Raw genomic sequence first — 13,805 nt, 5'->3', positions numbered from 1 at the left:
AGTAAATGAAATTACTGATTAACTGATATTCGCCCACCTCGGTGAGCGAAAACTTTAGTATTGCTTATTGACTCAAGGAAGGCTCATATGTGTTAGCCCTATCCATTCCAACGAGCAGAGACGCAAAATTCATAGAGTTCTTTTTTACTATTTCTTTTTCTTACGATGGTTGTTGAAATATTTGTATATCCTAATATTTCAAGAGACTTTTCATAAATCTTATCTGAATCAACGTGAATGCCATAAAATGTGGAGTTGCCGACTATATAATCTAACTTAGCGCCAGGCTCCAAAAGGTTGCGCAGGGACGCAAAATGTAAATGCATGTCATAGAAATATTTGTGAACATACCTAGCCATTAATTCAGAGTTTTTATCTCCTGAATTTAAAATAGCTTCGCATGAATTCAAAAGTATTTTAGGAAGCTCCACTTCAGAAGGAGCCCAATCCTTTAAGCGGCTAGTTGCAATGCCCCATGTACCGCCAATTGCTTTCCAGTCCAGCTCGCCTGCTTCACTAGCTTTATCAAGAAACTTCGTCCAATACATATATGGGCGCAGCTCTCTGATATAGCTCATCCTATTCGGGTATGGAGGGGATGTTATTACATGAGCGTACCGAATGTTATCAACATCTGTCATGCACCTTGAGTCAATACTATTGACTACTGCCTTTCCTTTGAGTGGCTTTCTGGCACTGGCCAAGACATTCTCAAAGATGCTACCGAATAAACTCTGAATTTGATGCACCTCGAACTTTGTAACACCGCCTTTAAATGACATTGAAACGTGATTAAACGCTGCTGAAGATGTTTCGATAATCAACCTGCAAAAACATATCCAGATTAAATTTGAATAAGGATCATCTTGAGGTTCCCCAACTTTTTCTACTATCTCGGATCGGAGCGCAGCTACAATTGGGAGAGTATGTCCGCACCACCATCTTTCTATATTGTGTAAGTTTGGAACCCAGTTGTCATTGCTAATTTTGGCTGGGAAACTATTCAGAATTTCATCAAATACCTTTTCTAATTCATTTAATTTTCTCCCTGAGAAATTGAATAGCTTGGTATTGCCAAACCATATTAAAAAGGGATTTATATCACATAGGTGAGCGCTCATTCCCATCTCAATGGCACACAAACCCGTTGTCGCCGTACCAGAAAACGGATCTAGTATAAAAGCATTCTTAGGAGTTTCTGATACCAATTCTTGCACTAACTTTACTGAATAAGCAGGCGTTAATCTCAGCCATCCATGACGTCCTAATTTTGTGTTGTATTTAAAAGTGTAATCTGATCGCTGTTCTGTATGTTTTGTCATTATTGAGGGCTTAGTAAGGCTTCTAGTATGGATGTTATCTCAGTCTTAATTGTATCTGAGTTTCTTTTGAAAAAATCAGCTAAATCATAACCTAGAACTTGTTGGCAAAAGGCAAATAACGATGCTTCAGAGTTATCACTTGGAATTCCTACTAAAATTCCGCATCTACTATTTCTGTACCGCGTTACAATATCTCCATCAATTTGCGATGAAAAAATAGAGAACACAGGTAAGTAACCTTTTGCCCAAGCCACAGATGCATTATCAATATCGCCATTTTGACGTTTACTATCTTTACTCTTATAACCTTGCCGAACCTCAAAAACTAATCCATTGCTTGGTTTTTCCACATCCAAACCATTACAGTAATTAACAACCCATCCGTCTAATCTGGATTTCAGATCCATGTCTTTTATCTCAGAGAATTCAAGTCGACCATCAAGTGATAGCTTTTTATCTTTGCCTGCACTCGTTTTGGTCATATATGACCATTCGGCAAAGGACGGATCTTCGTACTTTGCTGTGTCAATGATAATTTGCCTAAATAGGCGTTCGCATCCCACTCCAATTTGACGATAAACAGATGTCATTCCTCCAGCAGCCTTGTGAGCCGCATACATAAGATCTGAATCTAAGCCTATCCAAGCATAAAATGGATCTTCGCCATACAAGGTTTTAAAACCTGATAAATCAACACCGTTTTTATCATTTGTTCCCAATTTTGGCTTATAAGTTTTGCATTTTTTGATTGGGTCTAAAAACAGCTTCAAATATTTCTTATCCATTTAAATCCTTAACTTATAGTGTGGAAATTTCGAACAGGGGCTAACGCTTATTCTATTCATGCGAGCTTAAATAAACCGCTCACTTTTCTTAACGGATAGCCTACAACCCTTTGGTCACAATGGCTAGAGCAAAAATCACATTTTCTAATAATGATTGATAGATCGCTCAATAGTATATAACTCCATTATATGCGCCAGTGTGTTTTCAATAAATTCAATTAGTTAGCAATTTATCCACAGAGATATCTACCATCTATTTAAAGTTGTGTTCAAACCACTCCACATATTAAATACAGATCTACCTAATCAGTATGTTGATTAACAATCCTTCTCATTAGTTGGTTGTTATAGTCCTGTACAATAATTTGCGAGCGAAACAATTCAAACAGCTCCAGAACCACCATCGAAACAACAAACACCAACCCCACTAAAAAATCATTCGCCAGTAATATAACGCCAAACACAAACAGCGACAGTTCAATAATGGTTCTTAAATACTTACCTAAGTAAAGATGATGCAAACCTGCGACTAGGCCATAATTAAGTGCGGCATAGGTATCGGGATCTTTGAGTTTTAATTTAATTTCACGATAAATTTTTTGTCGTTCTTCATCGGAACATTGGCTTATTTTTTGACGAATGGACTCTTCTTCATCGTCCACGGTTTGTTTATTTAGAAATATCATGCAGGCTCTCGGGTACAGGATCGGCTATAGGATGGAGTTGATCTGGACAATTGCATCGTTTTATTCGCTTGATACCCAATGACATGCCTTTGAATGCACCAAATTTGATAATCGCTTGCTTGGTGTATTCAGAACAGGTTGGCGTAAAGTTACAGTCAACGCGATAGCGCATACCACCACCGCGTTGTTGATACCACTGAATACTACGAATCAATAATGGCTTTAGCATAAAACCAAATCCAGACTCATTAAAAAGTTATCGAACAAAAATGTTATCGACCGAGGGTGACAATTACCGTCTCCCGTGTCCAAAAAAGCCAGAAGCGTTTATTCTCTAAAACCTGAAACACCACTTGCCAACCACTGGCGGCTTCTTCATTAAGTGTTGCTTCCAATTTTTTTAAAGGTAAACCTGATGAACCTAGCAATAAAGTTCCACAACCACCTTCAACTACGTGGATGATTTTATATTCTTTATAAGCAGTCATATTTTTTCCATTGATGTTGTTATTGTTGTCATTATTTTAAGTTTATTTTCTTAGTGTTTCTTGAAAGGCAGTCAAACCTTTGCTTAAGACTCAACCAAAACCATAGCTTTATCGATAATGATATCTTCTTTCGTTTGTCCGGTACGACTACCAGCTTTTTCTATCGCTTTTAATGTTTCCATACCCGATACCACTTCACCAAAAATGGTGTGCTTATTGTTTAAATGAGGCGTTGGTCGAAAGGTAATAAAAAACTGACTGCCATCGGTACCAGGGCCAGCATTGGCCATGCTTAATATGCCTTCTTTATCGTGTGTGACATCGTCACTGAATTCACCGTCGTATTTATAGCCGGGGTGACCACTGCCGATTCCCGTTGGATCGCCACCTTGTGCCATAAAATCAGGTATAACCCGGTGAAACGTTAAACCATCATAAAATCCAATACGCGTTAAATAGATTGTGCTGCTAACATGCATGGGAGCAACCCAGGGCATTAATTTAATTTTTATGTCGCCTTTATTGGTTTTAAGCAACCACATATAGTTTTTAGTATCACTGAACTCAAGCTTGGGTGGTTTGGCTAAATTTTCTTTCCACTGAGGACGCGCTTTATCAATTTTTTGCTGCGCAATAAACGCATCAATCTGTTCGATAGCGCTATCATTTTTTTGACAACCCAATAATACACTGCTGATTAATACAATAATCAATCCTGACTTTATACTATTACCGTACATAGACCTTCCTCTTCTTTGAATCGGTTATTATTGATGAAATAAGTTTACTGCAATTCTCGAAGTTGTTCAGCTAAACGTTGAACCTGCTGTTCCAACTGTTCAATACGTTGCTCCAGTTTGACCATGTGAGCTTCTGTATTAAGATGACTATTGCTATTTGCTGAATGCATTTGTTCGTCTGACATTTGTTTTATTGGCTGAGGTGCATTTGAATCCTGCTCATGTGATTTCTGGTCACTAAAACCCTGTTCGCCTATTTCAGATCGCTCAGATTCAACGCCCAGCAAATGCAACCAGCGTGACTCTCGTTTTCCCGCCTGACGCTCGCACTGTACAACCAAGGGTTTATCTCTGCTGGCCATTGCCATTAATGTTTGTTCAACGTCCTGCACAGTGGCAAACTCACACAAACGCTGCGTTCGACTGCGCAGCTCGCCGGGTGTTTGTGCGCCTCTTAAAAATAACACACAAATAATGGCTTTTTCTTTATTGTTAAGTCGAAAATCCCCCAGTTCCGTATTGCAAAATCGATGTTTGTATTTGGTAACACGGCTGCCAAAGCCCGATGTAGAAGACACCAGATGCCTTAATTCCAATTGATTAATGACTTGTTGAACCTGTTGCTCACTGTAATTAACCACAGGATCTCGATTGCTTTTTTGATTGCAGGCATTGGTTAGCGCATTAATTGATAATGGGTAATGATCCGGCGTAGTAACTTCTTTTTCCAGTAAACAGCCAATGACTCTGAGTTGCTCATCGTTCAAATTATCGTAAGCCATGATGATTGATACTCCTTAATTTATCAGCAGCTGATGATTATAGTGTTTTACCATACATGAGAGCGTGTTTGTGATCCTCTGTCTGTAACAATGAAACACTCTCTGTAGGATAGAAACAATAACTCTGATGAATAAGTAAAACTATAATTAAGCCAACAAGCCTGACACAGCGACGCTGATTTAGTGTAAAATCGCCCTGTCTGACGCTATTTTTCGCCTCACAAGTGTTCGCTGAAATGGCATTATTTTTTCAGACATAAACATAACGATGATACACCCTGTTAATCCATGGAATATAAATGATCGGTTGGAATACACCATGCGCGTATTAGAGTTCATTCGAGAAAAACGAGAACAGTTACAAAAAAATAACGCTGAGTTTATTGCCAAGCTGGAGCCCCAGTTTAAAAACTGGTCTGATAAAGTGACGCAAACCATCGCCAACACCATGAATAATCCATGGATATCCCTGTTCAAACCTTCCGAAGATGACGAGCAGGCTGATAAACCCATTATTCAAATTCCGGAAGCGGCAAAAGTCTATAACGATCTGCAACAAAAAATTGGCCAGGAAACCTTTGTTGGCGACTGGTTTACCGTCGATCAGGCCTGTATTGATCAATTTGCCGAAGTCACTGGCGATCGCCAATGGATCCACACCGATCCGGAACGGGCGCAAAGCGAATCCCCGTTTAAAACGACCATTGCTCATGGCTTTTTAACGTTATCGCTGATCCCAACATTAACTGATGCCGTAGACAGTGATAATAACTTGTACCCCGACGCAAAAATGGTGGTCAATTACGGTCTGAATCAGGTTCGCTTTCCTTTTCCGGTTAAATCGGGTTCTCGGGTACGCGCCCGCACCACCATGATAGATCTCACCCCAATGAAGCGCAGCATCGAGGTGGTGAATGAGGTGAGCATTGAAGTGGAAAACAGTAAGCGCCTCGCCTGCGTGGCTCAAACCGTTTTAAGACTCTACTTTTAGTGACGCAGCGCTCACCGCTATCTTACCTGCCGCTGTTTGCGGCCATTTTTGCCATCACTCCACTGGCAATTGATATGTACCTGCCCGCCATGCCGGGCATGACTGACGACTTTTCGACTGGCATCAGCCAGGTACAGATGTCATTAAGCATCTTTTTAGCGGGTTATGCGCTCGGTATGCTGACCTTTGGTCCTATGGCGGATCATTTTGGTCGAAAATTTTTTCTCATTGCAGGGTTATCCGGATTTATTTTAACCAGTCTGGCACTGGCTTTTGCGCCCAGTATTGAATGGTTTATTACACTCAGATTACTGCAGGCCATTTTTGGCGGCGCCGCAACCGTTGTTGTACCTGGCACTATTCGCGATTTATTTGGCAAAGACACGGCCAAAGGTATGGCCTATGTGTCTATGGCGATGATGATAGCGCCAATGCTTGCACCAACCATCGGCAGCCTGATTTTATCCTTTACCGACTGGCCGAAAATTTTTATTGTGTTGTCCGTTTACGGATTTGTAATCTTGATGATCGCCATGGCAAAGTTTCCCTTTTTGCCACCTAAACCGAAACAGGATCATCGACTGCTGCACAGCATTGTAAAAAGCTATCGGATTGTATTTTCGAATCGTCATTGTTACCCATTTTTGCTAACCACTATGGTCACCACCTTTTCTTTTTTCACCTATATCACTTCGGTGTCCTTTGTTTATATATCGGTGTATGAATTATCCGAACAAACCTTTGGAATTTTGTTCGGCAGCAATGTTGTTGCATTGATGTGCGGTAACTTTATTAATGCGCGACTTGTCTCACGCATAGGGACACTTAAAATGCTGCGAATTGCGCTGATTAATGCCGTATTTTCTGCAGCCTGTCTACTCTATGTGGTGGCCAGTGGAGCTTCGGTGGTATGGCTTGTCACCGCTTTATTATTTTTAATGGCCAATTTAATTATGGTCTCCACCAATTCCGATGCATTAGTGCTGCTGAGTTTTCCAAACAACTCGGGAACAGCCACCGCAGTAATTGGCAGCCTTAAATTTGGCAGCGGCGCATTTGCCGGCCTTGCTCTCTCCCTGTTGCATGATGGTACGGCATTGCCCTTTGCCCTAATAGTCGCCACAAGCGTTGCTATTACTGCCGTCGTGCAAAGCCTGGTGAAATGGCGACGGATACCCGTTCCCGGTCAAACTTCTGCCTGACAAGCCTGTTGGCGTGCTATCATTAGAGTAACTATTATTAATTATGACTATCATCATCGTTAAGATCTCTGGCCTTGCTGATCAACACTGTGTTTGATATCAGTACGCCTTATTATTTTGTGGAATTTTTTATGGTAAAGCCCGGTCAAATCAATCAACTTGTTATTGTCGAAAAAACACCCTTTGGCGCTTATTTAAATGCTGGTGAGCAGCAACTGGTTTTTGCCAATAACTCATTGCTTCCTAACGATGCCGATGTGGGTGACATCGTCAGTGTATTTATCTACCAGGACTCTGAAGGCGAATATAAAACCACCGACAACCAAGCAATGGCCCGGGTTGGTGAATTTGCTCGCCTTACTGTCGTAGAAGTGAATAATGTTGGGGCGTTTCTTGACTGGGGTTTACCAAAAGATTTGCTGGTGCCTTATGCCGAGCAAAGTAAACCGTTAAAAGAAGGCCAGTCTCCGGTGGTTTATATCTATCAGAACAAAGCCGATGGCCGCGTTGTTGCATCCACAAAAATTGAAAAGTTTCTCGATAAAACCTCGCACAGTTTTAGCGTTGGTGATCGCGTGGATCTGGTGATTACCGATAAAACCGATCTGGGAATTAAAGCGATTATCGATCATCAATATCTCGGTATGGTCCATAACGACGATCTGCACAAAAAAGTAAAGTACGGCCAAAAACTGACCGGCTATATTAAAAATATTCGTGCCGATCAAAAACTGGATATTACGCTTCAAAAACCCGGCCTTGCCGGCCGTGATGCTCTGGCAGAAAAAATACTGGCTGAAATTAACAAAAATGATGGGGTTTTAGCCATTTCCGATAAGAGCTCACCGGATATTATTGCTAAAGTTTTTGGGGTCAGTAAAAAGCAATACAAAACAGCATTAGGCAAACTCTATAAAGAAAAAGTCATAGTGATTGACGATAATCTGGTTAAAAAAGTAAGTGATTAAAACTTTTTAATCTGAATATTCAATTACAAAAACGAATGTCTCATTTAGCAAGCATTTATACTAAATTGTTTATTATAAGGGCAGGCGTCACATATACCGTATCAGGGTATTGTCATAATACTCCTTATTAAAACCTTTTAAGCTATAAGAATTAAAGCGAAAGAGTTGATATAGGCATGTTAAAACTGATTAAAACATCGTTATTTAAATTTACCCGGCGGTTTGCGCTGTTAACAGCGGGTTTATTTGTATTTTCGTCAACCGCTATTGCAAAAAATAACGATGAGATTATTTCATTAAGCCTGCAGGAATTAATGAATATTCCTTTGACTGAGCACTACAGTCAAAAAGGCATTTTTCAGTCCGATACCAATAAAATTTCCGAGCACACCATTAACTTTGGCATTTTAGCGCCCATCAGCAGTTTTCCGGCTTATTCAGGTGAAATTATTGCCGCAGCAGACTTGGCCACTCAACACATTAATAAATATGGTGGTATTAATGGCAAACGGCTGGTAATGATTCGTGCCGATGATGAAGAAAACACACCCGTCTCTGCAGAACTGGCAAAAACACTGATAGAACAATATCAGGCACAGGCGCTGTTTGGCCCAGCCACATCAACCAGCGTTGCCTATATATTAGAGCAGGTGCTCAGCAATCATTCTGTTCCTCTAATCACACAAGGTGCATCTGCAGTTAAGTTAAGTGAGTTGGCGGGCGACGCACCTTTTTGGCGCATGATTGCCAATAATCATCAACAAGTCGAGCAGATGGTTAACCATGTACACAATAAACTGAACCATAAAAAAGTTTTTGTTATTAAAGGACGCGATATTTACAGTCAGGAGATTGGCAGTGGCATAAAAAAATTGATGCAGATGCATCCAGATACCAAAGTTGACGACTTAACTTTAAGTTCGTTGGTGGACATTGAAGGCATGAACCTGAGTGAAGAAGTTTCTAACATTCAGGCACAAGGCTATACCGCAATTATTATCACTCTGGCCAACCACCAAATGACTGACATATTAAGAAAAATCAGTGAGCACTGGAAAGGTGATTTTCCACTTATACTGGCTGCGGATACCGCCAAACCAACCTACTTACTGAACGCCAACCTTGGTGATATTTATCATTGCACCTTAACCTATGTATCGACTCCGGCAGAACTTGATCCGGAAATTCGCAATAAAATAACCTCACTGCTTAATGTAGATTCCGCTGCATTTGATGCCGCTTATATTTACGACGCTATTGTTATTATTGCGATGGCAAAACAATTAGAACTGCACTACGACATAGACTTAAAAGCAGCGGTCAATAAAATTGCTGGTAACGGACATCCTATTTCTCATCTCGATTATCCGGACATAGTAAAACTGTATAAAACACACAAAAATTTTAGCTACTCCGGCTACAGCGGACGAGTCTGGTTTAATCAACACGGTGATAATATTAAAGCGATAATGGATATTATTCCGCTTTTGCCGTTAGAAACAACGCCTGATTGTTTGCGGCCACAAAAATAATTAAATTATATTTTTATAACGATTCTGAAAAAGTTCTTTCCTAATTCGTAGGGTTTGTACATTTTTTGTGCGAACCATTATCTCTATATCAAAATAATTTTTTCGAGAACTGAAAACCTAAAAAGGTGCGCAAAATGCGCACCCTACCAAAAGAGAGAGCGCTTACATACTTCGCGTAGGGTTTGCACGTCTTTTGTGCGAACCAATATCCCTATACCAAAATCAATTTCGAGAACTGAAAACCTAAAACGGTGCGTAAAATGCGCACCCTACTAAAAAGATAGTTCTTATAATATTCACGTAGGGTTTGCACATTTTTTTGTGCGAACCATTATCCCTATATCAAAATCATTTTCGAAAACTGCAAACCTAAGAAGGTGCGCAAAATGCGCACCCTACCAAAGCTGATAACTCTGATATTACTCTCGTAGGGTTTGCACGTCTTTTGTGCGAACCATTAATCCTAATACCAAAACCACTTACGAGAAAAACACAAGAAAAATTATGCGAAAAATCCAACTACAGGGTTTTGTTAAATATTTTTCTGACAACCCATATAAGAGCTCCAACAAAACAGAAAACCACTGTAAACTGCCCCATCAACATCAGTATAAGTTTTGGAATAAGATTTATTTCTTCGGTAAATAAGGGGTGCCATATGTATACAAGTGTTAAATTACCGGGAAACAGTAACAGCTCATAGCCCGGCATCGGCCCCGTAGAAAGATCCCACAGCAGCCAACTGACTGTAAATGTTAACAGCCCTATCATTACCGCAATAACACCCGATAATAGTGCAATATTTTTTATTTTATACTGAGTCATTAATCAATTCATTTGCTAATTATTGATATTAAAATTCACATCTTAAAGTTATAGTAAAAAGGTGCGCAAATGCGCACCCTACTAAAAAAGATAGTTCTTATAATATTCACGTAGGGTTTGCACATCTTTTTGTGCGAACCATTATCCCTGTACCAAAATCATTTTCGAGAACTGAAAACCTTAAATAATATGGATATTCAAACCTTCATTATTTAAATTAACTAATGACGGTTTAATCCAGCTTATCTTTATACCAATCTTTTAATTGATACCACCAATAACTCAGCTGTGCAGCGGCTGGACCAAATGGCCCGCCGTTCCAGGGCAATCGCCAAGACTCAAACTGTTGATAAGTTGTATCATTGCTCGCAATTGCGGATGCAATAATTTCACCTGCGGCGGTTGTTGGCGCTACGCCATGACCGCCAAATCCATTACAAAACCAGACATTTGATGAGAGCTGACCAATTTGAGCCATCTCGTGACGGGCATAGCCCATATAGCCCTGCCATACATAATCAACCTTTGACGACGATAATGACGGAAACACTTTAATCATATCCTTATGCAACGCCTGCTTTAAGTTTGACGGTTCAAGTGTTCGTGCACTGATGCGCCCACCCCACAACAATCGAGTATCCTTTAATGGTCGATAATAATCGAAGGCAAAACGGGTGTCGTAAATAGCTGCGCGCGTCGACAAACAATCATTGAGCTTCTCACCCAGCGGTTCGGTCGCCATCACATAGGTAGCAATGGGCAACACACTACGTTTTAAAGCGGGCATGGCTTTATCCACATAACCGCCACCGGTCATTACCACATGCTTGCAATTGATCACGCCCTGTTCGGTAATAACTTTTTTAACCGCAGCCTTGTCATCAACATTGATAACACCGGTTTGTTCAAATATTTTTCCACCGGCTGAAACAATTTGTTCCGCAATACCCAATGCATAATTAAGTGGATGAAAATGCATCGCATTGGGTTCAAACAATCCACCGCAATAACGCTCGCTGTGAATTTTCTCAGATAGCTTTTCTGGCGACAAATACTGCCAATCCACCGACATTTTACTGGCCATAAAGTCTTGCAGTTGATGCAGATCATCTTGCTGCTTAAACCAGTTTGCTAGAATAACTCCGTCGTCAACTCGATCACAATTTATCAGGTACTTATCGATCCTTTGTCGAATTAAATTAACCGCCGATTGTGTGAACTGATAAAGAGCTCGCGCCTGCTCTAAACCAACCTGCTTGATCAAGCGCTGGGGACTTAGCGAATAGCCGCCAAACACAAAACCGCCATTACGACCAGAAGCGCCCCAACCAACCCGATGTTTTTCCAATAAAACAACATTGTTAACGCCTCGCTCGATTAACCCAAGCGCGGTCATTAATCCGGCGTAACCACCGCCTATAATACAAACTTCCGCATCCAGCGATTGTTCAAGTTCTGGATAAGACGAATGTTGGTTTCGGGTTGCTGCGTAATAACTGTCAGGGTACTCTTTTTCAGGGCACTCTTTTAAAGGGATATCTTTTGCAGGGTACTCTTTTTCAGGGATATCTTTTACAGGCATTTCTATTTCCGGTTGATTTTTTTTGCAACGTAATCAGTTTAATAAAGTAATCTTTTTTTAAAAGAATTTTATGGGAAAGCTATCTTTCTTGGATTGTTCTATTTTAAACGAGCTTAATTTAAAACTTTTATTTTTACATAAGGTATAACTCGATCTCACAGCAATATGGAATAAAAAGAACACTATTTAACTGAACAGCCAATATTTTAGTTATATAAATCCAAAAAACAGATTAACATTTACTTTTATTTCATGGTCTTTGTTTCGCCTTTCTGGGCGACCTTCTTTTTCAAGAGCCAAAAAGAAGGCAAAAGGCCCTGCGTTCCAACAATTAAGCCCTTCGGGTTCCTCAAAATCACTCATACCTGTCAACACACCGTTATTGACAGCCTTCCATGGCTGACAATAACTTCCACTGGCGTCCATGCCAGTGGATGTGTGCGGCATGAATGATTTTGAGCTTAATTGAGTCACTCTGAAACCAAAAGAATCATCTATGAAAAAGCTATACTGATCGCTTGCCTAGAGCTACTTTCATTGTCAGAGTAAGGACAGTCTAAATTTTTACATATTATTGGATTAAAATTATACCGCATCGACACTGGTGCGTTCGCCGGTTTTTAAGTTTAAAGCGGTGAGCTGTCCGCCCCAGACGCATCCGGTATCCAGTGCCTGAAACCGCTTAGTGGCTAACTTGCCTTCTAGCGCTGCCCAGTGACCAAACACCACTTGTACTTTTTTTTCCAGATTAAGCGGTAGCTTAAACCAGGGTTTTAAATCATCGGGCTGTTTGCCCGGTTTGCATTTATTGCTCATATCCAGCCGACCATCGCGATGACAAAAACGCATTCGGGTAAAAGCATTGGTGATAAATCGCAATCTGTCGGTGCCTTCTAAAGCATCACTCCATAGCTCGGGTTCGTTACCATACATGGCGTTAAAAAATTCGCTGCGTTTATTATTGTTTTGTAGAACCTCAGACACTTCATCTGAGCAGGCAAGGGCATCCGCCAGCGTCCATTGCTGGGCAACACCCGCATGCACCATTAAAACACGCCGGTTTTTGCCGTAACGCGCTAAAGGTTGCTGGTGCAACCACTCGATTAAATCCTGATGCGCGGCACTTTCAATTATCGGTAAAAAGGTATCTTTACGTTTTATCGATTGCGCGCCACTGGCCACTGCCAGCATATGCAAATCGTGATTGCCCAGCACAACTTTAATACGCTCGCGGTGTTCGTAAATAAACCGCAGGGTTTCTAATGACTGCGGGCCGCGATTGACCAAATCACCACAAAGCCAGAGCTTATCCTTTTGCCAGTCCAGTTTGATCGTTGCCAATAATTTTTGAAACGATTGATAGCATCCCTGTAAATCGCCAATGGCGTAAGCGGTCATCAGTTAAGCACACCTGGCTTGGTTAAACTGAATAAAGGAATGGGCGCATCAAACTCTTCGCCATTAGCGTCTTTCATCTGATAACTGCCCTGCATGGTGCCAAGAGGTGTTTTTAAAATGGCGCCCGAAGTGTACTGATACGACTCGCCCGGCTCAATATGCGGTTGCTCGCCAATCACACCGTCACCTTTGACTTCCTGTTCATCGCCATTGGCATCGGTAATGATCCAGTGACGACGCAATAACTGAGCGCTGACTTCGCTTCGATTAATGATATTGATGGTATAAGCAAAAACGTATTGCTCGCTGTCGGGTTTCGACTGGTGATCGAGGTATTTGCAGTCCACCTCAATTTCAAATTTTAAATTTTCAGTAACATCACTCAAGGTTACAACTCCGGCAAAAAATCGTACAATTTCATCACATTTTAATGGTTCGATATTGTGAAGCCTAATTGGGCTTGCCGCAACCGCACATGGCTTATGCAGCTCATGTTCGGTTTTA

Annotated in this window: 16 protein-coding genes; 4 read left to right on the top strand and 12 right to left on the bottom strand. The window is 40.9% G+C overall.

The genetic code is table 11. The features are described from left to right. Nucleotides 1-98 precede the first annotated feature (98 nt). The 7 genes from C8D97_RS07160 to C8D97_RS07130 all read right to left on the bottom strand — a co-directional run bounded on the left by C8D97_RS07160 (nt 99) and on the right by C8D97_RS07130 (nt 4,803). Nucleotides 99-1,322, bottom strand: a complete 1,224-nt coding sequence (locus tag C8D97_RS07160; protein ID WP_109763068.1) for a class I SAM-dependent methyltransferase — start codon at nt 1,320-1,322, stop codon at nt 99-101. Beyond that, complete coding sequence (locus C8D97_RS07155; protein ID WP_109763067.1) at nt 1,322-2,107, bottom strand: hypothetical protein; 786 nt, start codon at nt 2,105-2,107, stop codon at nt 1,322-1,324. Before C8D97_RS07155 ends, C8D97_RS07160 begins: the two co-directional genes overlap by 1 nt. 302 nt (nt 2,108-2,409) lie before the next feature. Beyond that, nucleotides 2,410-2,793, bottom strand: a complete 384-nt coding sequence (locus C8D97_RS07150; protein ID WP_109763066.1) for a hypothetical protein — start codon at nt 2,791-2,793, stop codon at nt 2,410-2,412. Then, nucleotides 2,777-3,022 carry a membrane protein insertion efficiency factor YidD gene (gene yidD, locus C8D97_RS07145; RefSeq protein ID WP_109763065.1) on the bottom strand — a complete coding sequence of 82 codons (246 nt, stop codon included), beginning with the start codon at nt 3,020-3,022 and terminating at the stop codon, nt 2,777-2,779. The genes C8D97_RS07150 and yidD overlap by 17 nt, the downstream gene beginning before the upstream one ends. Before the next feature lie 43 nt (nt 3,023-3,065). Continuing rightward, the gene (locus C8D97_RS07140; RefSeq protein ID WP_109763064.1) at nt 3,066-3,281 is read right to left on the bottom strand and encodes a DUF4177 domain-containing protein; all 216 of its coding nucleotides are present in this window, start codon (nt 3,279-3,281) and stop codon (nt 3,066-3,068) included. 83 nt (nt 3,282-3,364) lie between these two features. After that, nucleotides 3,365-4,021 carry a peptidylprolyl isomerase gene (locus C8D97_RS18510; protein ID WP_109763063.1) on the bottom strand — a complete coding sequence of 219 codons (657 nt, stop codon included), beginning with the start codon at nt 4,019-4,021 and terminating at the stop codon, nt 3,365-3,367. Nucleotides 4,022-4,065: 44 nt separating this feature from the next. After that, complete coding sequence (locus C8D97_RS07130; RefSeq protein ID WP_109763062.1) at nt 4,066-4,803, bottom strand: YceH family protein; 738 nt, start codon at nt 4,801-4,803, stop codon at nt 4,066-4,068. Between the two features lie 319 nt (nt 4,804-5,122). Between C8D97_RS07130 and C8D97_RS07125 the strand changes: the two genes are divergently transcribed. The 4 genes from C8D97_RS07125 to C8D97_RS07110 all read left to right on the top strand — a co-directional run bounded on the left by C8D97_RS07125 (nt 5,123) and on the right by C8D97_RS07110 (nt 9,496). Next, the gene (locus tag C8D97_RS07125) at nt 5,123-5,794 is read left to right on the top strand and encodes a MaoC family dehydratase (RefSeq protein WP_109763061.1); all 672 of its coding nucleotides are present in this window, start codon (nt 5,123-5,125) and stop codon (nt 5,792-5,794) included. Beyond that, nucleotides 5,794-6,996: a multidrug effflux MFS transporter gene (locus C8D97_RS07120; protein ID WP_245411407.1), complete on the top strand. Its 1,203-nt coding sequence runs from the start codon at nt 5,794-5,796 to the stop codon at nt 6,994-6,996. Before C8D97_RS07125 ends, C8D97_RS07120 begins: the two co-directional genes overlap by 1 nt. Before the next feature lie 131 nt (nt 6,997-7,127). Next, the gene (locus tag C8D97_RS07115; RefSeq protein ID WP_146196106.1) at nt 7,128-7,964 is read left to right on the top strand and encodes a CvfB family protein; all 837 of its coding nucleotides are present in this window, start codon (nt 7,128-7,130) and stop codon (nt 7,962-7,964) included. Nucleotides 7,965-8,140: 176 nt separating this feature from the next. Then, complete coding sequence (locus tag C8D97_RS07110) at nt 8,141-9,496, top strand: ABC transporter substrate-binding protein (RefSeq protein WP_109763059.1); 1,356 nt, start codon at nt 8,141-8,143, stop codon at nt 9,494-9,496. 519 nt (nt 9,497-10,015) lie between these two features. Here C8D97_RS07110 and C8D97_RS07105 read toward each other — a convergent pair. The 5 genes from C8D97_RS07105 to apaG form a co-directional block, all read right to left on the bottom strand. Then, nucleotides 10,016-10,321: a hypothetical protein gene (locus C8D97_RS07105; protein ID WP_109763058.1), complete on the bottom strand. Its 306-nt coding sequence runs from the start codon at nt 10,319-10,321 to the stop codon at nt 10,016-10,018. A gap of 232 nt (nt 10,322-10,553) precedes the next feature. Continuing rightward, complete coding sequence (locus C8D97_RS07100) at nt 10,554-11,903, bottom strand: NAD(P)/FAD-dependent oxidoreductase (RefSeq protein WP_109763057.1); 1,350 nt, start codon at nt 11,901-11,903, stop codon at nt 10,554-10,556. Between the two features lie 210 nt (nt 11,904-12,113). After that, nucleotides 12,114-12,377 carry a hypothetical protein gene (locus tag C8D97_RS07095; protein ID WP_146196105.1) on the bottom strand — a complete coding sequence of 88 codons (264 nt, stop codon included), beginning with the start codon at nt 12,375-12,377 and terminating at the stop codon, nt 12,114-12,116. Between the two features lie 111 nt (nt 12,378-12,488). Then, nucleotides 12,489-13,301, bottom strand: a complete 813-nt coding sequence (locus C8D97_RS07090; protein WP_109763055.1) for a symmetrical bis(5'-nucleosyl)-tetraphosphatase — start codon at nt 13,299-13,301, stop codon at nt 12,489-12,491. Beyond that, the gene (apaG, locus tag C8D97_RS07085; protein ID WP_109763054.1) at nt 13,301-13,687 is read right to left on the bottom strand and encodes a Co2+/Mg2+ efflux protein ApaG; all 387 of its coding nucleotides are present in this window, start codon (nt 13,685-13,687) and stop codon (nt 13,301-13,303) included. Before apaG ends, C8D97_RS07090 begins: the two co-directional genes overlap by 1 nt. Nucleotides 13,688-13,805: the final 118 nt, after the last annotated feature.

Source organism: Pleionea mediterranea (genome assembly GCF_003148745.1).
GTDB lineage: Bacteria > Pseudomonadota > Gammaproteobacteria > Enterobacterales > Kangiellaceae > Pleionea > Pleionea mediterranea.
Note: the sequence above shows the minus strand (reverse complement) of the source record. Positions and strands in the feature narration are given on the sequence as shown.

Coding starts and splice junctions, on each gene's coding strand:
- C8D97_RS07160 (WP_109763068.1), bottom strand. CDS start 1,322: ATGACAAAACATACAGAACAGCGATCAGATTACACTTTTAAATACAAC.
- C8D97_RS07155 (WP_109763067.1), bottom strand. CDS start 2,107: ATGGATAAGAAATATTTGAAGCTGTTTTTAGACCCAATCAAAAAATGC.
- C8D97_RS07150 (WP_109763066.1), bottom strand. CDS start 2,793: ATGATATTTCTAAATAAACAAACCGTGGACGATGAAGAAGAGTCCATT.
- yidD (WP_109763065.1), bottom strand. CDS start 3,022: ATGCTAAAGCCATTATTGATTCGTAGTATTCAGTGGTATCAACAACGC.
- C8D97_RS07140 (WP_109763064.1), bottom strand. CDS start 3,281: ATGACTGCTTATAAAGAATATAAAATCATCCACGTAGTTGAAGGTGGT.
- C8D97_RS18510 (WP_109763063.1), bottom strand. CDS start 4,021: ATGTACGGTAATAGTATAAAGTCAGGATTGATTATTGTATTAATCAGC.
- C8D97_RS07130 (WP_109763062.1), bottom strand. CDS start 4,803: ATGGCTTACGATAATTTGAACGATGAGCAACTCAGAGTCATTGGCTGT.
- C8D97_RS07125 (WP_109763061.1), top strand. CDS start 5,123: ATGCGCGTATTAGAGTTCATTCGAGAAAAACGAGAACAGTTACAAAAA.
- C8D97_RS07115 (WP_146196106.1), top strand. CDS start 7,128: ATGGTAAAGCCCGGTCAAATCAATCAACTTGTTATTGTCGAAAAAACA.
- C8D97_RS07110 (WP_109763059.1), top strand. CDS start 8,141: ATGTTAAAACTGATTAAAACATCGTTATTTAAATTTACCCGGCGGTTT.
- C8D97_RS07105 (WP_109763058.1), bottom strand. CDS start 10,321: ATGACTCAGTATAAAATAAAAAATATTGCACTATTATCGGGTGTTATT.
- C8D97_RS07100 (WP_109763057.1), bottom strand. CDS start 11,903: ATGCCTGTAAAAGATATCCCTGAAAAAGAGTACCCTGCAAAAGATATC.
- C8D97_RS07090 (WP_109763055.1), bottom strand. CDS start 13,301: ATGACCGCTTACGCCATTGGCGATTTACAGGGATGCTATCAATCGTTT.